Genomic DNA, 21,405 nt, shown 5'->3' with positions numbered 1-21,405 from the left:
CATTGTGAGCAGAGGAGCGCAAGGATGATTATCATCAGTCTGATCGACAACTTGGCACTACTGGTGGCGCTGAGCGTGGTGTCCGGATTCATCGGACAGCGTCGGTACCTGGATCAGTATGAGTCGCTGCTGCAGGGTTTCCTGTTCGGCAGCGCGGCTGTCATTGGCATGCTGGTCCCGCTGACCTTGGCGCCTGGGCTGATTTTTGACGGCCGTTCCGTCGTGATCAGCCTGTGCGGCCTGTTCTTCGGCCCCGTGGCGCTCGTCGTAGCAGGTGGTATGGCGGTGACTCTCCGGATAGTCCAGGGTGGATCGGGGGCTGTCATGGGAGTGCTGGTCATCCTGTCTTCAGGCCTTCTCGGCATTCTCTTTCGCACCCGCTATATCCATCAGGACGGGGAAGTCTCAACAAGACAACTCCTGGGTTTTGGTCTGCTGGTCCACCTGGTCATGCTCGCGCTCACCTCGACACTGCCCGCCGGCATGATTCTCGACACGCTGAAACGGATCGGCCTGCCGGTCATCCTAACCTATCCGCTGGCCACCGTCCTCATCGGCAAAATCCTTTCCGATCGTGTAGCGCGGGGCCGTTTCCTGGAAGCGTTGGAGGAGAGCCGGCAACGATTCCAGGGGTTGGTCGAAACGTTGTATGATTGGGTCTGGGAGGTTGATCCGAAGGGACATTACACCTATGTCAGCCCACGGGTGAAAGGCATCCTTGGTTATGAGCCGGAAGATATTGTCGGCAAGACACCGTTTGAGCTGATGCCCGCGGAGGAAGCACAACGCGTGACGGGAATCTTCGGACCACTGACGCTACAACAGAAACCCGTCATCGCATTGGAGAACATCTGCATCCACAAGGATGGACATCCGGTTGTCCTGGAAACCAGCGGCCTTCCCTTCTATGATGCCCATGGGAACTTCAAAGGCTATCGCGGTACCGATTGTGACATCACCGAACGCAAACTGGCCGAGGAGGCACTGCATCGGCTGAATCGCGAACTGCGAGCCATCAGCAAATGTAACCAGACCATGTTGCGGGCAGTTGATGAGCAGACCTTGCTCAACGATATCTGCCGTATCATTTGCGACGAAGCAGGTTACCGCTTGGCTTGGGTAGGATATGCCGAGCACGATGACGCCAAGACCGTACGTCCTGTCGCTTGGGCTGGGCTCGATAGCGGGTATATCGCAAACGCCAACATCACATGGGCCGACACGGAACGCGGACGAGGTCCTACTGGAAAAGCTATCCGAAGCGGCAGAATATCTTACGTTCAGGATTTCACAACTGACCCACAAATGGCCCCGTGGCGTGAAAGCGCTTTGCAGCACGGCTATCGTTCCAGTATCGCCCTCCCCCTCAAGGACAAAGGAGCACATACGTTCGGCGTTGTCAATATCTATTCTACGGAGCCAAATGCCATCACTGCGGACGAAATCCGGCTCTTGGAGGAACTGTCCGGCGATCTGGCGTTCGGCATCATGGTCCTGCGCGACCGCACCGAGCGCAAGCGGGTTGCGAATATTATGCAGACGCGCCTTCGGCTATTGGAATTTGCTAGTTCACACTCGATGGATGAATTGCTTACTGCAACATTGGATGAAATTGAAGCACTGACTGGAAGCACGATTGGTTTCTATCATTTTGTCGAATCAGATCAAAAAACGCTCTCTTTGCAGAATTGGTCAACGAATACACTAAAAAACATGTGCACGGCTGAAGGAAAGGGCAGCCATTATGATATTGCCCAAGCGGGTGTATGGGCGGATTGTGTAAATGAACGTCGCCCCGTTATTCACAACGACTATGCTTCTTTACCTCATCGCAAAGGGATGCCTGATGGCCATGCGCCAATCATAAGAGAAGTCGTTGTCCCGATTTTCAGAGGGAACCAAATCAAGGCGATCATTGGTGTTGGCAACAAATCTGCGAACTATGATGAGAGCGACATCGAGATCGTATCCCAATTGGGCGACCTTTCCTGGGACATCACCGAGTGCAAGCGGGGGGAGGAAGAGAAGGCGAAGCTGGAGGAACAGTACCGGCAGGCGCAGAAGATGGAGTCTGTCGGCCGTCTGGCCGGTGGGGTGGCCCATGACCTGAACAACCTGCTGACCCCGATCCTCGGCTTCGGTGGATTGCTCCTGGACGACTTCAGTCCGGACGATCCACACAGGGAGTCCGTTCAGCAGATCGTGAAGGCTGCAGAGAAATCCCGGGACCTGGTGCGCCAGCTCATGGCCTTTGGCCGCAAACAGGTGCTGGAGTTCAGGCCCCTTGACCTCAACGCCGTGGTCACGGAGTTCGAGAAACTGCTGCGGCACACGCTCCATGAGGATATTGCTCTCAAGGTCATTCTGGCGCTGTCCATCCCTGCAGTCCTGGGAGACATCGGTCAGCTGGAGCAGGTGGTCATGAACCTGGCTGTCAATGCCCAGGACGCCATGCCTGAAGGCGGCAGGCTGACCATCGAGACGAGCGTCGCGGACCTGGACGCTGCCTACGTGGCAGCGCACCAAGGCGTGGTACCGGGCCGCTACGTCCTGCTGGTCATCAGTGACACCGGCATTGGTATGGACGCCGAGACTCAGGAGCGCATCTTTGAGCCCTTCTTCACGACGAAGGAAAAGGGCAAGGGCACTGGCTTGGGCCTTGCCACAGTCTACGGCATCGTCAAGCAGCACGATGGCAACATCTGGGTTTACAGCGAACTCGGCAAGGGGACAACATTCAAGATCTACCTGCCCGCGGTCGAGACTGCCGCCGAACCTGTCGAGAGAGCGCAGGTGACACCTCTCGAAGACCTCCGTGGCACCGAGACCATCTTGCTGGCCGAAGACGCCGCCGTGGTCCGCAGCCTTGCACAGGGTATCCTGGAACAGCAGGGCTATCGCGTCCTGTTGGCAGAAAACGGACGCGCAGCGCTGTCGATCCTTGCCGGCTACGACGGACCGGTGCAACTGCTCCTCTCCGACGTGGTCATGCCAGAGATGAATGGCAGGGAGCTCTTTGCCAGCATCTCCAAGGACCATCCTGGGATGAAGGTTCTCTACATGTCTGGCTATACGGAAAACGTCATTGCCCACCGCGGAGTGCTGGAAGCAGGCGTTCAGTTCATCCAGAAGCCGTTCACCATACACGCTCTGGCCGCCAAGGTTCGGTACACGTTGGACGACGGGGAGCACGAACCACAGTGACCACCGTCGCCCGTGCGCGCCGACGTACCACCATGACCGGAGCGCTGGTTCTCACGCTGGGACTGGCTGCAACGGGCATGTTCCTACTGCATGGCTACCTGCCGGCACTCGACTGGGTGCAGTCGTGGCTGCTGGCCGTCACGGGCATCACGTTTCTTACCTACGGCTATGACAAGCTGATTGCAGGGACTGGAGCAACCCGTGTACCGGAGAGGGTCCTGCTGACGCTGGCGTTTGCTGGTGGTACCGTCGGAGCGATCGCAGGCATGCGGCTGTTTCACCACAAGACCAGCAAAGAAAGCTTCCTGGAACGGTTCTGGCTGGTCGTTGCCGTTCAGATCGTGGTTGTCGCCGGCTGGTACCTCTTCCTGCGCCCCCACTAAGGATTCTTTCACAGAAACCGACCGTATCTGCGAACGGCGCCTCTATCATCGGGCTTGACCGCTGCCTTCGTCTGGCGATAATAAGACCAACCGGTCGGTTTGTGTGCTGAGGCCGGAGGCATTGGGGGTTACCATGAAACAGGAAGAACGTTCGCAGGAGACACGAGGCCGCATCCTTGCGGTCGCCGAGCAGAGTTTCGCTGAACACGGCTACGATGTGACGAGCGTCGACAGCATCTGTCGCGGCGCCGGCGTCAGCAAGGGTGCATTCTATCATCATTTTCCCAGCAAGGGGTCGGTGTTTGTGGCACTGCTCAATGCGTGGCTGGCGGAGCTCGACCGGCAGTTCGCTGCAGCGCAAATCGGAGGTGAATCCGTACCCCGGCAGGTCGCGGCGATGGCAGCAGGAGTGAACGAGATCTACCATGTCGCCGGCACCAAGTGGAGCATCCTGCTCGAATTCTGGGCCAAGTCCAAGGCAGATCCCGAAGTGGCACACAACACCGTCGATATGATTCGCAGATACCAGGGGTTCTTCCAGCAGGTGCTGGAACATGGCGTGTCCGAAGGGAGCTTGCAGATGAAGGATGCGAACCTGGCAGCGACCCTCATGCTCAGCGTCGTGCTGGGGCTGCTGCTCCAGGGCATCCTGGACCCCGAAGGCCAGGACTGGGGGGCGCTCATGCAGCGCGTACTGGCCATGCTCATGGAGTCCATGGGCGGGAGGAAATCATGAGAGTTCTGGTAACGGGTGCATTTGGAAACGTCGGAACGTACGCCGTCGACGAGCTGTTGAGCCGTGGAGTGACCGTCCGATGTCTGGACATCCCGTCGCCCATGTCGAAGCGGAAAGCCCGGCCCTATGCCAGCAAGGTCGAGATCACCTGGGGCGACATCCGCAACACAGAGGTCGTGGCACGGGCCGTGCAGGGTGCCGATGCCATCATTCACCTGGCCTTCATCATCCCGCCAAAGAGTGAGCAGCGCCCCGCGTGGGCTGAGACCATCAACGTCGGCGGCACGTGGAATCTCCTGCAGGCCGCGCTCGCCTCGAGGCGCAGGCCGCGCATTGTCTTCAGCTCCTCCATCGCTCTGCACGGTCGTACTCAGCACCTCGCACCACCCCGGAAGGCTGACGAGCAGCTGCACCCATACGAGGACTACTCTTACCACAAGCTGACCTGTGAACACATGCTGCATGCGTCGGGCCTGCCCTGGGTCATCCTCCGGTTCGGCGCCGTTCCTCCCATTGAATTCGGCGAACTGGACCCCCTCATGTTTGAGGTCCGGATGGACGACCGCATGGAGTACCTGGCGCCCATGGACGCAGGTGCGGCGGTCGCGGCGGCAGCGATGCTTCCTGGACTGGAAGGAAAGACGCTGATGGTCGCGGGCGGTCCATCCTGCCAGGTGACTGGACGGCAGTTTATGCAGCGCTCGTTCGACGCGCTGGGCATTGGGATGCTGCCTGAATCGGCCTTCTCTCAGACGCCGTTCCATTGCGACTTCATGGACACCAAGGAGAGCGAGCGGCTGCTGCACTACCAGCACCACAGCTTTGACGAGACGCTGGCGCTGCAGCGGAAGACCCTGGGATGGAAGAAGTTGTTCGTGCCCATTGTACGGCCATTCATCCGCCGGAAACTACTGGCCATGTCACCGTACTATGCCAAGAGAGTCAGAGCCAAAGCGCTGAAGCCGCAAACGAACCCCGACTGAGTTCAGCCATGCATGCATGCGCACATGCATGGCTTTTCCTGTCCTGGGCGGCATACTGTGGTCCACTGGAAAGAGTGTGGTGGCCCGATTCGCGAGTACTACTTCATCATCCCAGACGCGGACGACGCTCACGTCCTCCTCGTGTCAGAGGTCAATGTTCCGAAGTAGCTGTTGCAATGACCATTGAAAACACCCCCCCTCTGCTACAATGGTGACATGACAAAGAAGATTGCTGTTGTTGGAGTTGGTGGCAGGACGGGAACGCTGTTCGCCTATGAGATGCGGAACTCAGCTCAAATATTGGGAGTTGCCAGGCATGCGCAGCTGGAGGACATAAAGCAGGGCAACATCCTTGTTGCGCGGCAAGGGAGCATGCCGACAAGATTTGAGAGTGATATCGTTGAAGAGCAGGCATTCAGCGGAGAAGCCGCCCCGGATTTCATTTTTCTGACAGTGAAAAATCCCGTTGCTCCATCTGTAAGGTACTACTACGAACGAATACAACAAGAGAAACCTCCTGACCTGGTCTTGTCTCAAAATGGTGTCGTTGCGGCGGAAGAGGCAAGAACCGAACTTGAGCGGATATTTGGTTCGAACGCCCAAAGGATCAGGATAATAAGGGTTAGCCTGTTCAACCCCATTTCTATGGAGAGAATCGAAGGCAACAGTGTCATTTCGTATTTCCTGCCAATAAGATTGGCTTTCGGAGTGGCATTCGGACCTGACGAGATACAGGATCTAAGAGGAATATTCCTCGAGAGTGGATTTGAAGCCGAGGAAGTTCCATCCAAAAATGTCAAGAACATGGAGTTTTCCAAGCTCTTTACCAATCTGTTGGGAGTGCCTTCCTCCTCACACGGGCTGTCCATCGAAGAGGGTTTTGCGGACAAAAAGGTCTTCGAGGAAGAAATTGAATCGTTGCGCGAGTACGCACGAACAGTCAAAAAAGGCGGAGGAAGATTCCTGAACCTGCACCACTATCCGACACGTCTGTATGCTTTGTTGCTCGGCTGTGTTCCGGTGCCTGTTCTGAGCCTTTTCAGGAAGCAGATTGCCAAAGCGATCACGAAAGGGAGAGGGAGCAAGGAGAAAGGAAACATTGATGAAATTGATTACTATAGCGGTGCAGTCGTGGGCATGGGGGAACGCCTGGGCGTTGAAACTCCCGTGAATAGGAAGATTTATCAAACAATGAAGGCAAGAACATGATGGCGTTCATTGCGCTTGCGGTCGGTGCATATCTCCTGGGCTCCATTCCTTTTGGTTTTCTGGTAGGCAAGTTGAAGGGAGTGGACGTCCTGAGGATTGGTTCAAAATCAGCCTCATCGACCAACGTCTCACGTGCGCTCGGCTGGAAATGGGGGGTTGTTTCGGGAGCCCTCGATTTCTCAAAGGGCTTTTTGCCGGCATATTTGGCGAAGACACTTTTGTCGAGTCACTGGCAGATCGTCATTGTCGCATTGCTGCCCATGGTTGGGCAGGTCTTCCCGATCTTTCTTCGATTCAAAGGAGGAAAGGGCGCGTCTACGTTCTATGGCGCGACGCTTGCGTTGATAGGGCCATGGTATTTTGTCTGTTTTTTCCCCATCTTGGTGCTGATCTTTGTGGTGACCAGGAAAACGAGTTTGGCCAACTTGGTGTTCCCGTGGATCCTGGTAGTCTTGATGTACATTTTTTTTCCATTGCATTATGCCATCTTCGCTGTGTCAGGGGCCTCCTTCCTGGCGTTTGCGTTGAGAGGCAATATTAAGAGACTTTGCACAGGAACTGAGCCTGATACACCTCTTACATGGTAACCAGACACGCATTCTTGAGAGTTCTTGCTTGAACCGTCATCATATCCAATACGAGAAGTCGCAGGCGAACGAGATCAAGTGGACGGGCAGCTTGCGCATGTGGCATCTTCTGTGACAAGCGGCGTACCATTATCTAGTCGGACAGCGTAGGGTGAGATAACTCACCAGACAAAGGAGAGGGACATGGAGATGATCGCAGCGTGTGGTCTCGCTTGTACAACTTGTCCGGCACATGTGGCTGGCAAGACGGCTGACAGGGCACTGCAGGAGAAAACGGCCGCCGCATGGTCGGCAGCCTATGGCATCGAGGTCAAGCCCGAGGACGTCGTCTGTGACGGGTGTCAGTCGGCCGGGCCACGACTGTTCTCGCACTGTACTGTCTGCGACGTGCGGGCATGCGCCCACGGCAAGGGCTATGCCACCTGCGCGGAGTGTGACGAGTACAACGAGTGCAAGACCATCAATGGGTTCTTTGGGTTCTGCCCCGAGGCGAAACCCGCGCTGGACAGCCTGAGAGCGAAGTAGTCGGCCTGATGGCTGCAGTCCCGGACCGCTGCGGGAGCTCGGCGGGCTCATGACGTGCACGGGAGGCTCGCGTGATGACTGACGAAGACGGGATGATGATACCGGCCACGCTTTCGACACAACAGGTCGGTCACATCCGAGCTCTTGCGGGTATCTGCGAGGTCGGAGACGGCTACTCGATGGAGGCTCGGCTGGACCTCGGCACACTGGAGACACGGTTGGAGGGTTCAGTCAGCGATGTGCTGTGGTACGAGAGTGGACAGCTTGTCGGGTTTGCGGGCATGAACAGCTACGGTGACCCCTCGGAAGTCGAGGCAAGCATCCTTGTCCATCCCGAGTTCCGCAGGAGGGGCCTGGGTCGTGCCATAGCCCTGGCTGTCATGAGGGAATGTCAGAAGCGCGGAGTCCGGCGGCTTCTGTTCGTCGTGCCACAGGAGTCGCGAGAGGGTGCGGCGTTCGCTGCCGCGATGGGGACGCGGCACTCCCACAGCGAGTACACGATGGATCTTGACGTGAAGCGGATCCCCCCGTTTGAGACCATTCACGACTCGGTGGAGCTCCGGCCCGCAGGGACCGAGGACGTACCCATTATGGCAGCCATTGTTGCGTCAGCGTTTGCAGAGCCGACTCAGGAAGAGGAGCAGGCGCTCGTGCGTCTGATGAAGGACCCTTCGCGTACGACCTACCTTGCGACGCAGGACGGGCGGCCCGTCGGCGTCATCCAGTCTGCCGTCAGCGACGGACGCGCCTTCGTCGTCCACTTCGCAGTGCGGCCGGAGATGCAGGGCAAGGGCATCGGAGGGCAGATGCTGCTGGCCATCGTCCATGGCCTGCAAAACAGCGGCAGCCAGCGGATCACCATCGAGGTCGAGACAGACAACCGGAACGCCTTGTCACTGTACGAGCGGTGTGGTTTCGTGACGGTGGGCGCCACAGACTACGAACTGCTGGAGCTGCCCAGGATCCCCACAGCCCCCGAGCTCCTGTTCGACCACTGACCACGCACGCTGTTGGGCGCCGCCTACGTACTGGATTCTGCAGACACACCCGTCAACTCCTCACTGATGCGCCAGAGGCGCCGTTGGGCGGCGACATCATACGAGGCGTGCGAGGAACGGACTGCCTGTCTGCGCTGGAAGTAGCGACCGGTGACTCCCTCGACGTCAGGTGACGATGCCAGCCAGACGCCGGTGTCCGCACCTTCCTCCGGGCTCAGTCCAGAGAATCGGTCCATCATCCGTTTGACCGTCCCGATGAGCCAGCCGCTGTCCATGCAGATGTTCGTGTGCACCAAGCCAGGGTTGAACGCGTTGACGGTGACGCCGCTTCTCTCCAGCCGCCTTGCCAGTTCGTAGACGAACAGCAGGTTTGCCAGCTTGGACTGCGCGTATGCTTGCTGCGAAAAGTAGAAGCGCTCTCCCTGCAGGTTGTCCCAGTGCATACGCTCACGCCGGTGTTCGTACGAGGAGGTCACAATGATGCGCGACGGCGCGCTGGCTCGCAGGACGGGGAGCAGAAGACTGGTGAGCAGGAAGGGCGCCAGGTGATTGACGGAAAAGACTTCCTCGTGCCCGAGGGTGGTGGTATGCCGCGTCGGGAACACCGTTCCGGCGTTGTTGACTAGGACATGCAGGCAGTCCCAGCGGTCCATGAATGCCCGGGCAAGACCGCGCACCTCGACCATCGACGCAAGGTCGGCGCACAGGAAGTGAACGTCTTCATTGCCCGTGCGTTGTATGATGGCAGACACGAGGTCCTGTCCACGCTGGGCGCTTCGCCCGGTGGCGACGACTGTCGCCCCCACACAGGCAAGAGCCTCCGCCGTTGCTGCGCCGATACCGCGTGTAGCGCCTGTCACCAGGCACACCCTTTCCCGCAACATTGTCGGGACGGTTCCAAGTCTGTTGCGGGTCGTCACGTTGGCTGCATGTCCATTACAGGGGCTTGATGGGCGTGGAGTAGACGCGCGCAGCGGGGATGCTGACCAGCTCGCGTTCGGGATAGCGCAGTGCGGTCAGGCTGCCTCCGTGGACGCAGCCGGTGTCGATGTCGATGGTGTTCCCGACCCATACCGCTTCGGCGACAGGAAGGTGTCCCCAGACGATGACTGCTTCGCCCTCGTACGCATGGGCCCAGTCAGCGAGGATCTTGATTCCGTACTCGTCTCGCTGGCCGGTCGGCGTGCCAAACAGGGCGACGTCGCGCGCCCGCGGCGAATCAATGCTGTGGAGGTCCTGCGGCAGGCCGGCATGCGCGACCACCAGGTTGCCTCCGTCCAGGACGAGGTGTGACGGTAGTCCGTCCAGGAAGTCGCGGACGAGCGCCTGCATCTCCTCACCCGCCGCGTTCAACTCCTGCAGTGTATGGTCGAGCCCATTGCTGATCTTGACCGGTGCTCCCTGCAATGCTCTGAGCAATTTGTCGTCGTGATTGCCGGGTACCGCCAAGGCAGCGCCGGAACGGACCATTGCCATGACGATGAGGAGCGAGCGCACGTTGTCGGGTCCGCGGTCCACGAAATCGCCGACAAAGACCGCAGTCCTGCCCTCTGGCGCCGTGATGTGGGGAATCAAGGACCCCGGGTTCTCGACCTTGTAGCCCATAATCCTGAGCAGTGACAGGAGTTCATCACAGCACCCGTGAAGGTCGCCGATGATGTCAAAGGAGCCGGCCCTGTCGTGCCACACGAGCGGCGAGGGATGAGCGGGTGCTCCAAAGCCATCTGCCTCTTCCGCGGAGTGCAGGACGATGACAGGGTCGAATCCCTCATGTCTCAACACACCCTCGCTAACGGGCGCCTGAGCGCACTGGCGATCCACGACCAAGTCGCCTACGACGCGGTCCTGCCGCTGCCGGTTGCGCTCCTTGCACACCTGCGGCGGAAGCTCGAACAGGATAGCCATGCATGGACGGTGATAGCGGGCCGCGAGCTCCAGCAGTGGCCGGCGCGCCTTCGCCTGCACGTTCGTGGCATCGACGACGGTGATGCGGCCGGCGCGCAGACGCTGTTCGACGATACAGTGCAGGACCGCGAATGCGGCTGTGGTCGCGGTCTGGTCCGCTTCGTCGTCCGCGACGATGGCACGGCAGGCGTCGGACGACACGATTTGAGTCGGCTTGAAGTGGTGTTGAGCAAACGTCGACTTGCCCGACCCGGACGGGCCGACGAGGACGACGAGCGTCCCCTGCGCGATGCCGGGTCTGGTGAATTGTGTGGTCATGGAAGAAGGTATCCCTTTGCTGTCAGAAGGTCGAGGTAATGCCGTGCTGCGTGGACGGCGGCGGCCGGCGCATCGAATTCCGCAGTGGCCAGTTTCAGCGCATCTTCGCGTTCAACGCCTAGCTGGATGAAATTGATGACTTCTGCCTTGAGGTTGTACCAGCAGGAGAAGTCGCGCATCAGACGGTCATTCCACTGGAGGTCGTCGGTAGTCATCCACACCTCCTCGATGGGGCCGATGACTGGGACCCTGGGCTGGAATGCCGGCATGGGAGCGGTGGTGCCCGTCGCAGCCAGTTCAGCGCGGACGACCGGGGTGTCGGCGATCTCTTGTAGCGCGAGGAGTGCGGCACAGGTACGCCGAGCCACCCAGTCCCGTATCAATGGATCGTTGTACCGTACGCTGTCTGCCAGCCCCTGTTCACGTATGCGGGCTGCGACAACGGCGGTGCGCTCGTCCGGGATGCCGGAGACAAGGTCCGCGATCGTATCCAGAACGCCGCGGCCCACCCACTCGAAGGACTGAACGCTGGACTTGTCCGGCGTGTCGTCGCTGGAGTGATAGTAGCGGTCGGGCCACTGGCTCAGCAACAGAGCAGGGACGTGGAGGCTCGCATCGTTGAGGATGGCGTGGTCTGAGCCCCATGTGAACCCGGTGAGCATCAAGCGGAAGTCGTGAGTAGTCAGGTTGACAGCCATGAGGTCCGAAATGAACGATGGCAGCGACCATGGGGTCGCGGTGACTTCGAGTGTGGAGCCGGTTTTTGTCTGGTCTTCGCCGACCATATCCAGGTCGATGGCGCATGCCAGGTCTGGCTTCTGGTCGGCAAGCCACGCGATTGTGCCATAGAACTCGGGCATCCACAGGGCGATAACCTCGCGTTCCAGCGGCACGGTACAGAGGACGCGCACGAGTTCGGCCAGCAGGGCGGCACCGCTGGCGTTGTCGTTCGCGCCCGGCCGGGGGTGGCACAAGTGTGCCAGCAGGAGGATGGGCTTCTGCGGTCCCGGAGTCCCCATGTGAGCTTCCAGCACCTGCAGGTCACCCGTGCCGGCGTCAGCATCAAAGAAGGCGTCGACTTCGACAGCTTCTTCCCGAACCATGTCCTGGAGACGTTTGAACGTGCGGTGGCTGACGTTGAAGCCGAAGCCCTCGCCCTGCGCCTCAGACCCGAACGAGGCATAGTTCACCGTGTCGGGCATCTCCTCGGGCGTCCGGCCGATGCGGGTATCCTGTGCAGGCATGAAGTCGGAGATGACACAGCGCGCCCCGCGCTCCGCGACGGCTTCACGGTAGACGACCGGAGGCTTGCCCGTGGCAAGGACAGCACAGCCCTCGACCGGCTGAGCGTACTCAGTGTCTTCTGTGCCGGACCCGACGTCGACGACGCCGAGACGCTCGATGCCATGACTTGCCCCGGATAGGAAGATGCCGCCGATGGGAGCCATCCTCAGGTCGGGGACCAGCCACTCGCCGGTGGACAGGCGCAGGAAGCCGCCCTTGAGGCCCCATGGGCGTGGCATGAGGTACCCCTGGCATGTGGTGGTCGATGCGTAGTGGCGCACCGTGCCTGGTCCAACGAACTCCTGCAATCTGGCGATGGCGTCGACAAATCCCTGCCCACCCTTTGAACGATGCAGGAGGGCAAGGTCGCGCTCCAGCTCCAGTGCATTCTGCGGACAGAATTCCCGGAGCAAGTCTTCGCGGAGCGTCATCGTTCTCCGGTAGCTGGATTGCGCAGCTCAGCCTCGAGCAGGTCCATATACACCATGTCGTAGCGCACACGGTCGCGGACGACGGACTCGCGGAAGCAGCCGAACTCCCGGAAGCCGATCTTGCGGTAGGCCTTATCGCCGCGCGTGTTGATGGACAGGTGACGCAGGAGGATGCTGTGCAGGTTCAGCTTGTCGAACCCGTAGCGGCATAGGAGGTACAGCGCTTCACTGCCATACCCCTTACTGTGGTACTCCTTCTCGCCCACCAGGATCCCAACCTCGGCGGTACCTTCCTTGTGGTTGATGTCGAACAGGCTGCAGTCGCCGATGAGCTTCTGGTCACCAGCCAGGCGGATGTCCATGTGGACCATACGGCTGCCGGCTTTGGCGACGACGTCGTCGTACCACGCATACTCCTGCTCCAGCGTGAACACCTTGCCGTAGTCGAGCAGAAAGACGTTCAGCTCCGGGTCCGTGATCCAGCGCAAGTACGCCGGGACGTCCTCGCGGCACGCAGGCGTCAGAACGACCTTGGTTCCAGTCATGATGACAGGCAGGTTCTCCATGCTCCAACCTCCTCAGAATCGATGAGACCAGCATACCCACAAGGGCGCTGTGGTGCAAGCGTTCGCAATAGGGGACAGATCTGGGTTCCTGCGGCGGCGTGTTGCGGAGGCACGGAAAAGGCTGGATGCCCGCCTGCGCGGGCATGACAGCGTCGGCAGTATCATGTCGTTCCCCAAGGAGGCGGCACCCCCAGGTAAGAACAGTCTGCACTCATACACTACGTTTTCTTGACAGCAGGCCTCCAGATCCTATACTGTTCACGGTCAAGAACAAACCGGCTTCAGTTCCGTCGTGGACTGTCGCTGTGGCCGCGCGCCGTCGTGCGTGTGGCTTCAGGTTCTGCGCCGTCGTGCGCCGTGCCTTCGGTGAAACGGGGCGCGTTGTCGCCCGTAATCATCCACCTTGGAGGTTGTGTCATGCACACGAGAATTCATCGTTTCATCTGTCTCGTCCTGATTGTCGTCGTCATGCTTGTCGCCGGTATCCCGTCCACGACCGTACGGGCAGCGTACCGACCAGTGTTGTCTGTCGTGCTCACCGTGGGGAGTCCGACGATGAGTGTGAACGGTTTTGCTTTTCCCGTCGATCCAGCGAACCCGAAGGTGGTCCCTATGGTCGAAGCGGCCTGGAACAGAGCTCTCGTGCCGATTCGCAATGTCGTAGAGCTGACGGGCGGCGACGTGACATGGACGCCTGCCACGAGGCTGGTGCGCCTTTCCCTGGAGTCGCACGTTGTGGAACTGACGGTCGGGAATCCAAAGGCGCGAGTCGACGGACGCACGGTGTGGATCGACACAGACCACCGGGTTGTGCCGACGATCGTTCTCGGACACGTGATGATCCCTGTCCGGTTCTCCGCGGAGTCGCTTGGTGGGCTCGCATCCTGGAGTGCCCAGAGCAGGACGATCACACTGACGCTGCCCAAGCAGATGCAACAGGTCACCGACATGATGGGACACACCGTGACGGTGCCGCGTCGCGTCGTGCGCATCGCGACCATTTCCCCGACTGCTACCCAGCTTGTCTTTGCTGTGGGAGCACAGGATCAGCTGGTCGTCGCAAACTTTGGTCCCGCCGTCAAAGGGAAGGCCATGGGAGCGATCTATCCGCGGATGAGCCAGGTGCCTGAGGCCGGCAACCAGAATGCAGCGAACGTCGAGACCCTGCTTGCGGCCCGTCCAGATATTGTCTTGACAGAAGAGGGCCCAGCGCTGGACCAGATGAAGGCAGTCGGACTGCCGGCGTACGCATTTTCCGCTGAGCAGCCTGGGCAGCTCACCGATGCTATCCGGCGGATGGGAGCATTGACGGGCCACACAGCACAGGCAACCGCATCGCTCGATCTCTTGACCGCGAAGATGAAAGAAATCTCGGACAAAGTCGGTGCCGTGGAGTCTGCGAAACGCCTCAAGGTGTACGTTGCTGGGACGGGCATTTTCAAGACCTTTGCCGGCGACTTTTTCCAGACGTTCATGGTGAGGAACGCTGGCGGTGTGAGCGTTTCCGAGCAGCTGACCGGCGGCAAGGTTAACGTTTCTCCCGAGCAGGTGCTCGTCTGGAACCCGGACGTCATCATCCTCACGTCCTACACCAGGGACTCCGTGAGCGACGTCCTTGCCAATCCCAAGCTGCAGAATGTGGCAGCGGTGCGGGACCATAGAGTCTACGTGATGCCGAAGTACGTCGTCTCGTGGGACATGCCCGTTCCCGAGTCATTCCTGGGCACGATGTGGCTGGCCCACAAGCTGTATCCCGATCAGATCTGGTTTGACATGTCGGCCGAGATTGCACAATTCTACCGGCAGTTCTACGGGTTCACAGTCCCCGCGGCTGACCTCGCGGCACTTTCCCAGTAGAGCATGGAGCAAGCTCGTCCATCGGTTGTCGACATCCAGGACCTGGGCTTTGCCTACGGCGAGGCGGTGATCCTCCACGACCTCACCATGGCGGTGGGGCCGCGCGAGGTCTTCGCCATCGTGGGACCGAACGCGGCCGGCAAGACGACACTCCTTCGCTGTGTTGAGCGGGTGCTGTCGCCCCGAACCGGGACGATCCACATCGACGGGCGCGACCTGAAGTCACTGTCCGCACGCGACGTGAGCAGGCGTGCGGCTTCCGTTCCACAGTCTCATGCTCCTGCATTCCCGTATACCGTCCAGGATGTTGTGCTCATGGGACGCAATCCCCATCTGGGCACTGCTGCTCAGCCCGGTCCACATGACGTGGCGGTGGCACAGGAGGCCATGAACGAACTTGGCATACGTGGCATCGCCGCCCGTCCCTACACCCAGCTCTCCGGGGGACAGCTTCAAATGGTCCTGCTTGCCCGCGCGTTGGCGCAGGAGGCACAGGTCCTGCTGCTGGACGAGCCGACGGCGCACCTGGATTTCCGGAACCGGTACCTGGTCCTGGGCAGGATCCGCGATCTTGCCGTCCACCGCGGTTTGACCGTCATCATGACCGTCCATGACCCCAACGACGCCATGCAGTACGCCGACCGGGTGGGGCTTGTGAGCGACGGGGGCCTGATTGCGCTCGGGACTCCAGACGAGGTTCTGACGGCTGACAACCTGGGGCGGCTTTATGGCATGCCCATCGAGGTTCTGACAGACGGCAACCGGCACGTGATTGTCGCGGGGATCGACTGATGAAGCGCGGGCGGTTTGTCCCGATCCTGCTCCTCATGTGGGTGGGCGCGCTGGCGGTGCTTCTGGCGTCGCTGTGCCTGGGCCGCTATCCCATCGCTCCAAAAACGGTCCTGCAGGTGCTGATTTCCCGGTTCATGCCAATTGCCCGCACATGGGACCCAACCGTCGAGACGGTGGTCTGGCAGGTGCGCCTCCCCCGCGCGCTGGCGGCTGCGCTGGTTGGTACCGCGCTTGCTTCTGGTGGAGCCGTCTTCCAGGGACTGTTTCACAACCCGCTGGTCTCGCCGTACGTTCTGGGTGTCTCCTCGGGTGCAGGGTTCGGGGCAGCCGTCGCCATCCTGCTGGGCGCAAGCGCTGCGGTCACGCAGGCCTCAGCTTTTGCGACAGGAGCTGTGGCGGTGTCGCTGACATGGCTGATCGCCAGGTCCGGGCGTGACCGGTCCCATGTGACCCTGGTACTCGCGGGCTTTGTCATCGGCAGTCTGTTCTCGTCGCTGGTGGCTGGCGCGCAATATGTGGCTGACCCATCGACGAAGCTGCCCCAGATCGTCTTCTGGCTAATGGGTTCTCTTGCGTCTGTGCAATGGACAGACCTGCTCAGAGCCGTCGTCGTGATCGTTCCGTGCCTGGTGGCCATTACAGTGCTGCGCTGGAAGCTCAACATCCTTTCCATGGGCGATGACGAGGCACGGTCACTCGGCGAGAACCCCGGGGCGATGAGGGTCGTTCTCATTGGGTTGACGACGATGACCACCGCTGTCAGCGTGGCGCTGTCCGGCGTCATCGGGTGGGTGGGGCTGGTCGTGCCACACCTGGCGCGCGGCATCGTCGGGCCGGATTCCCGCAGGCTCATACCAGCTTCGATCGCCCTGGGGGCAATCTACATGATGATCATCGATGATATGGCGCGCACCCTGACGATGGCCGAGATTCCACTGGGCATCCTGACCGGGATCATCGGTGCGCCGGTCTTTGCTCTGCTGTTGCGCCGGAGCCGCTCGGACTGGGACTAGAGCCTCTGCCGCAGCTGGTTCACGACCTCGGACAACACTCTCCTGTGCTCGACCTCAGATCCGCCGAGAATCCGGACAAGGACTCCTGTCACCTTACGCCACTCCTGCATCTCCCGCCACGTAGCGGTCACTTTCTCCTCTCGAACAGGGACGGTGCGTGTCGCTCGGTGTTCGTTCGCCAGGCACTCCTCAAGAGAGGGCAAGAGAACGATGATACTCACCTCTGGCGCCGGCTTCTCCTGAAGAGGGGCAAGCTGGTCTGGCAGGACCGTGCCATCGACGATAACCGTGCACGTCGCTGCCAGGTCGCGCGCGAGGGCCAGCTGGTGGCGCAGGACGACGGCATACAAGTCTACTTCCTGGCCGTTCCACCGGCTGCGGTCCTGGGACATCACTTGGTGAAACGGCTCATCGACGCGGAGGATGACCGAGCCTACGAGTGCCCGGTGGACGTCAGCCGCGAACGTCGACTTGCCCGCCGCACGCGGACCAGTAATCAGGATGATGTGTGCGCTCATGCAATCATTCTACGAGGCGAAGGCCGCTTGGCAACGTCTGCTCTCATGAATTGTGAATCCCTTGGGGTCAGGCACTTTGGACATTCACAATTGATACCATATCGGGAATCCATCTCTTGTCACAGTTGGGCAAACTGCTTGTTTCAGCGATACTGTGGTCATGAGACGTGAAGGATGATGACTGGCAGGAAGATCCTGAAAGGCGCGCTGACCCAATTGCCCATCGAGCTCTATGAGCTGATGGTCCGGGGCGCTTCACGCCGCCCGCTTCCTCCGATCGCCTTCACCAGCAGGGATCACTTTCCCCATCGGGGGGCGCACGTCGAGTGGTGGTATTTTACCAGCGTCCTGACGACACCCAAGAGGAAGGCACCTGTCGGACTTGAAGTGACCTTCTTCAGAGTGAGGACGCTGGTCGACAGTGTGATCGTCCACGCGGCCGTCACCGACGTCGATGGCCAGAAGTTCTCCTTCACCGGTATGGTCCTGCCCGTACACATCCCGTCCACCTCTAACGTTCAAACAGTGATTGCATTGTTTGGCAACCAGGTGGGGTTCAATGAAGACACCAGCAGTCTCGTCATCGACACACGCTTCAGGGGCCTGCAAGTGCACTGCTCTTGTGCCATCCAGGACGTCATGGCGCAGGGAGCGGGCGGCGTTCTGGAGATGCAGAACAGCCCAGGTGATGCGTCCTATTACTTCACGCTGCCCAACATGAAGACTGAGGGTACGATCGTCCTGAACGGCGAGAGTCTCCCTGTCACCGGGCTGACGTGGCACGACCACCAGTGGGGCAACTTCAATGTGGTCAACCTCAAGTGGGACTGGTTTTCCCTGCGGTTCGACGGCGACGACCTGTACGTCATGCTGTTCAACTTCGACCGGTGGGGCACGACGTATGGAACTGGGAACCTGGAGCGGCATGGGCGAACGATGCGCGTCGAACGGTTCGAGGTGCGAGCGTCGGACGTCTGCCGGGCAGGGAATGGCATCACGTACCCCATCGACTGGGAGATACGGATCTTTGAGAGCGCAGAAGCAGCCTCTCCCTTCATAATTGCACGCGTGAAGCCGGTCCTCAAGGAGCAGTACCTGTCATCATCGATCACGCCGGACTACTGGGAGGGACTGTGCACTGTCCACGCCGAAGTCCTGACCCAGGTCGACCTGGACGGTGCCCGCTTCCTCGACAGAAAGGTGCTGGACGGCTTCGCCTATGTTGAGATGACGGGATACGAACGCTAGGAATTGTGCTGGCGGAAGAGAACGTGATACACTACGCGCAGCAACGTCGTGCATGAGCGGCGGTGGTTCTATGGAGGCACAGAGATGACAGACAACTCGTTTGCGCTACATCTCGCACGAGATGAAGCATTCTGTGGTCGAGAACATGAGCTGGAGGAACTTCTGACCCACGTTCGAAACGGTCAGAGCGTCGCCCGGATAAGTCCTCGCTGCATAGGAAGGTGCTGAATGGGCTTCATTAGGAGACTGTTGGTAGTGCTGGCAGTCATCGTCATCGCCGTGATTCTGGGGTTGGGATACCTGGGTTTTGTTCCAGGGGTCTCGAAACTACTTGGCTCTGATAAGCCAAGGGATTTGGGAGTTACGTACACAGACGCAGATCTCAAGTCCATTCTTTCCAAGAATCGCGTGCAAAGAGTTGTTCTGGAATCGGCGCCCGACATCAAGAGCAGCTTTGTCCTGAAAGGCAGCCAAGCCATAGATAATGTCTTTACTGACAAGGAACTAACCGCTCGCCTCGGCCAGGAATCTGATTGGCTGTTCAATCCCTTCACCAATGTTCAAGTCAAAATCGGGGAGAATGGCGTCATCGAAGCCTCGGGGATAGTCAGAGTCGACAGGCTTAAGGGCTATGCCGAGGCGACTGGGGTGTCTCCAGGAGTTATCGAAGCCATTTCGAAGGGGATGGACAAATACAAGATACCGAGGGTATCTTTTCCCGCCTACGTTCGAGGCAGTCTGTCTATCGAGAATAACAGAGTCAATATCGACCTATCGGAACTAAGCATAGGGAAACTACCTGTACCGAAAGGACTCTATAGCCAGGCCAAAAGTCCCTTTGAGAATTTTGTCTATGAGAGACTGACGAGTGGTGGCTATGGGAGCCTCTATGTGAAATCCTTGAGTTTTGCCAACGGGAAAATGAGGTTTTCTGGGAACATTCCCAAAGTAATCACCACTGCCAAGACGGTCTTGAATAGTCAACACTAGAAGACTAGGCACGTAAGTCAAGGAATGGATTCCCGCGAAGGCGGGAATGACGGCATGGGCGACGCCCACTTTCGCAGGAATGACCATCTTCTCATGGAACTCTTGACACATGACGGTATTGTCATATGATACGGTCATCATGAAAACCAACACGACACTCGACGCGCTGACGTCGTTCTACAAGCTGCTGGCAAATGAGTCGCGGCTGTCCATCCTGCTTGCCCTCCGCGACGGTGAGGACAACGTCGCCGGTATCTGCGGCCAAACGGGCCTGAGCCAGTCACTCGTCTCACACCAGCTGGCCGCCCTGCACCGCAGTGATGTCGTCCGTTCCCGCAAGGATGGGCGCCGCACGTTCTACGCCTTGGCGGACAAGCACATCGACATCATCGTCGGGTTCGCGCTGGACCACCTTGCAGAAAAGGAAGTGCACCATGAGTGACCACCACGACCACGAGCTGCCCACCGGGCGCAACCTGCTCATCTCTATTCTGATGAACATCGTCATCACTGTCTCGGAGATCGTCGGCGGCCTCGTCTCCGGTTCGCTGGCCTTGCTTGCCGACGCATTCCACAACGCGACGGACACCCTGGCCGGCGTCCTGGCGTTCTGGACGCTGCGCCTGGGGCGGCGGGCTCATGACGAGCAGTACACGTTCGGGTATCGCCGCGCCGAGATCCTGTCCGCGGGCATCAACGCCGGGGCCATGGTCGTCATTACGTTTATCCTGTTCCGCGAGGCATACGACCGGTTCCTGCATCCGGTCCCCATCAAGGGTGGCATCATGCTGGCCGTTGCACTGGTCGGGCTGGTGGCCAACCTCGTGTCTGTCCTTCTGCTGCACCGCTCTGCCGGCGAAAGCCTCAACATCCGCGGCGCCTACCTGCACCTGCTGTCGGACACGCTCTCGTCGATTGGCGTCGTCATAGGTGGCGTTGTCGTCATGGTGTGGCACTTGACATGGGTCGACCCACTGGTCACAGTACTCGTGGCAGCGTGGGTCCTGAAGGAGGCGTTCTCGGTCGTCCACGAGGCCGGGGGCATCCTCATGGAACGCGCACCAGATGGGCTGGAGCTGGCGCGGCTCGATGCCGACATTCGTGCACTGTCCCACGTCAAGGACCTGCATCATGTCCATGTCTGGCAGATCAGCGATACCGAAACGATGTTTGAGGGACATGTCAACGTGGATAACATCTCGGTCTGCGACACGGCGCCCATCCGGGCACAGATCCAGGACCTGTTGCACGACAAGTACAGCATCACGCATGCAACACTCCAGTTCGAGTACGAGTCCTGCAAGGGCACCGGGCTCATAGTCCATGGCCATGACTAGCCACTGACATCGGGAGGTACGCCGTGGTTCGACGAACACGTAGCGCACGGATCGCTCTCTGTTGTTTGGCAGTCGTCGTTGCGGCGTTGGTCATGCTTCCAGCAGAAGTATGGGCGGAACGATGGATATCCTATCCAGCGCAGGGAGCGAACAGGCAAGGACGACGACCATCGAGTTCAGCCGAAAACGGGTTACCGGCGACGCTCATGACAAGGCAGTGCCGATATCCGGGAACCTGAAGATCATCTGGGCAACCGGGAATGCAGACGGGGTATCGCCTCATGCCCGGAAGGGGAGTGCGGCCATTGACGTCGGGGCTCCTGCGCCCATCGTACTGACGTTCACCATCGGCTCGACGAAAGCGACGCGAAACGGCACACCGGTGACGCTCGACGCGGCTCCCGTCATCCAGAACGGAAGGACGATGTTGCCGGCCAGGTTCGTCGCCAAGCAGCTAGGGTGTGCAATCAGTTATGACCCGACGACGAAGGTCGTGACGGTTATCTTCCCGAAGCCCTGAG

General features: G+C 59.6%; 21 protein-coding genes. 16 read left to right on the top strand and 5 right to left on the bottom strand.

What is annotated here, in order from left to right:
* The first annotated feature begins 24 nt into the window (after nt 1-24).
* The 8 genes from C0398_00955 (at nt 25) to C0398_00920 (ending at nt 8,625) form a co-directional block, all read left to right on the top strand.
* Nucleotides 25-3,204 carry a hypothetical protein gene (locus C0398_00955; protein ID MBA4364559.1) on the top strand — a complete coding sequence of 1,060 codons (3,180 nt, stop codon included), beginning with the start codon at nt 25-27 and terminating at the stop codon, nt 3,202-3,204.
* A gap of 77 nt (nt 3,205-3,281) precedes the next feature.
* A complete protein-coding gene (locus C0398_00950; protein ID MBA4364558.1) occupies nt 3,282-3,587 on the top strand; it encodes a DUF1294 domain-containing protein in 306 nt (101 codons plus the stop codon).
* 133 nt (nt 3,588-3,720) lie between these two features.
* On the top strand, nt 3,721-4,323 hold the full coding sequence (locus tag C0398_00945; GenBank protein MBA4364557.1) for a hypothetical protein: 603 nt from the start codon (nt 3,721-3,723) through the stop codon (nt 4,321-4,323).
* The gene (locus C0398_00940; GenBank protein MBA4364556.1) at nt 4,320-5,306 is read left to right on the top strand and encodes an NAD(P)-dependent oxidoreductase; all 987 of its coding nucleotides are present in this window, start codon (nt 4,320-4,322) and stop codon (nt 5,304-5,306) included. The genes C0398_00945 and C0398_00940 overlap by 4 nt, the downstream gene beginning before the upstream one ends.
* Nucleotides 5,307-5,522: 216 nt before the next feature.
* The gene (locus C0398_00935; GenBank protein MBA4364555.1) at nt 5,523-6,515 is read left to right on the top strand and encodes a hypothetical protein; all 993 of its coding nucleotides are present in this window, start codon (nt 5,523-5,525) and stop codon (nt 6,513-6,515) included.
* A complete protein-coding gene (locus C0398_00930) occupies nt 6,512-7,102 on the top strand; it encodes a hypothetical protein (protein MBA4364554.1) in 591 nt (196 codons plus the stop codon). The genes C0398_00935 and C0398_00930 overlap by 4 nt, the downstream gene beginning before the upstream one ends.
* Nucleotides 7,103-7,285: 183 nt before the next feature.
* Nucleotides 7,286-7,627, top strand: a complete 342-nt coding sequence (locus tag C0398_00925) for a hypothetical protein (GenBank protein MBA4364553.1) — start codon at nt 7,286-7,288, stop codon at nt 7,625-7,627.
* Between the two features lie 74 nt (nt 7,628-7,701).
* Nucleotides 7,702-8,625 (top strand): hypothetical protein, encoded by a 924-nt coding sequence (locus C0398_00920; protein MBA4364552.1) that lies wholly within the window; start codon nt 7,702-7,704, stop codon nt 8,623-8,625.
* A 23-nt stretch (nt 8,626-8,648) separates the two neighbouring features.
* Here the strand turns inward: C0398_00920 and C0398_00915 are convergent, their stop codons facing one another.
* The 4 genes from C0398_00915 to C0398_00900 are packed head-to-tail and all read right to left on the bottom strand — an operon-like array spanning nt 8,649 to nt 13,129.
* On the bottom strand, nt 8,649-9,509 hold the full coding sequence (locus C0398_00915; GenBank protein MBA4364551.1) for a short-chain dehydrogenase: 861 nt from the start codon (nt 9,507-9,509) through the stop codon (nt 8,649-8,651).
* Between the two features lie 52 nt (nt 9,510-9,561).
* Nucleotides 9,562-10,848, bottom strand: a complete 1,287-nt coding sequence (locus C0398_00910) for a hypothetical protein (protein MBA4364550.1) — start codon at nt 10,846-10,848, stop codon at nt 9,562-9,564.
* Nucleotides 10,845-12,563: a hypothetical protein gene (locus tag C0398_00905; protein ID MBA4364549.1), complete on the bottom strand. Its 1,719-nt coding sequence runs from the start codon at nt 12,561-12,563 to the stop codon at nt 10,845-10,847. The genes C0398_00910 and C0398_00905 overlap by 4 nt, the downstream gene beginning before the upstream one ends.
* On the bottom strand, nt 12,560-13,129 hold the full coding sequence (locus tag C0398_00900; GenBank protein ID MBA4364548.1) for an N-acetyltransferase: 570 nt from the start codon (nt 13,127-13,129) through the stop codon (nt 12,560-12,562). The genes C0398_00905 and C0398_00900 overlap by 4 nt, the downstream gene beginning before the upstream one ends.
* 417 nt (nt 13,130-13,546) lie before the next feature.
* Between C0398_00900 and C0398_00895 the strand changes: the two genes are divergently transcribed.
* The 3 genes from C0398_00895 to C0398_00885 are packed head-to-tail and all read left to right on the top strand — an operon-like array spanning nt 13,547 to nt 16,791.
* Nucleotides 13,547-14,986, top strand: coding sequence for a hypothetical protein (locus tag C0398_00895; protein MBA4364547.1), 1,440 nt, complete (start codon nt 13,547-13,549; stop codon nt 14,984-14,986).
* 3 nt (nt 14,987-14,989) lie between these two features.
* Nucleotides 14,990-15,778, top strand: coding sequence for an ABC transporter ATP-binding protein (locus C0398_00890; protein MBA4364546.1), 789 nt, complete (start codon nt 14,990-14,992; stop codon nt 15,776-15,778).
* A complete protein-coding gene (locus tag C0398_00885; protein ID MBA4364545.1) occupies nt 15,778-16,791 on the top strand; it encodes an ABC transporter permease in 1,014 nt (337 codons plus the stop codon). Before C0398_00890 ends, C0398_00885 begins: the two co-directional genes overlap by 1 nt.
* Here the strand turns inward: C0398_00885 and C0398_00880 are convergent.
* Nucleotides 16,788-17,309: a hypothetical protein gene (locus C0398_00880; GenBank protein MBA4364544.1), complete on the bottom strand. Its 522-nt coding sequence runs from the start codon at nt 17,307-17,309 to the stop codon at nt 16,788-16,790. The genes C0398_00885 and C0398_00880 overlap by 4 nt on opposite strands.
* Before the next feature lie 174 nt (nt 17,310-17,483).
* Here C0398_00880 and C0398_00875 point away from each other — a divergent pair, with 174 nt between their 5' ends.
* From C0398_00875 to C0398_00855, 5 genes are all read left to right on the top strand, one after another.
* Nucleotides 17,484-18,557 carry a hypothetical protein gene (locus tag C0398_00875; protein MBA4364543.1) on the top strand — a complete coding sequence of 358 codons (1,074 nt, stop codon included), beginning with the start codon at nt 17,484-17,486 and terminating at the stop codon, nt 18,555-18,557.
* Nucleotides 18,558-18,785: 228 nt separating this feature from the next.
* Nucleotides 18,786-19,547: a hypothetical protein gene (locus C0398_00870; GenBank protein ID MBA4364542.1), complete on the top strand. Its 762-nt coding sequence runs from the start codon at nt 18,786-18,788 to the stop codon at nt 19,545-19,547.
* A gap of 109 nt (nt 19,548-19,656) precedes the next feature.
* Nucleotides 19,657-19,989 carry a transcriptional regulator gene (locus C0398_00865; GenBank protein MBA4364541.1) on the top strand — a complete coding sequence of 111 codons (333 nt, stop codon included), beginning with the start codon at nt 19,657-19,659 and terminating at the stop codon, nt 19,987-19,989.
* Nucleotides 19,868-20,884, top strand: coding sequence for a cation transporter (locus C0398_00860; protein ID MBA4364540.1), 1,017 nt, complete (start codon nt 19,868-19,870; stop codon nt 20,882-20,884). Before C0398_00865 ends, C0398_00860 begins: the two co-directional genes overlap by 122 nt.
* Before the next feature lie 109 nt (nt 20,885-20,993).
* Entirely contained in the window at nt 20,994-21,404 is a 411-nt protein-coding gene (locus tag C0398_00855) for a hypothetical protein (GenBank protein MBA4364539.1), read from the top strand.
* Nucleotide 21,405: the final 1 nt, after the last annotated feature.

Origin of the sequence: Coprothermobacter sp., from assembly GCA_013824685.1 — a bacterium.
Classification (GTDB): Bacteria; Caldisericota; Caldisericia; order Cryosericales; family Cryosericaceae; genus Cryosericum.
The sequence above is the reverse complement of the archived record's forward strand: the minus strand, read 5'-3'. Positions and strand labels throughout refer to the sequence as shown.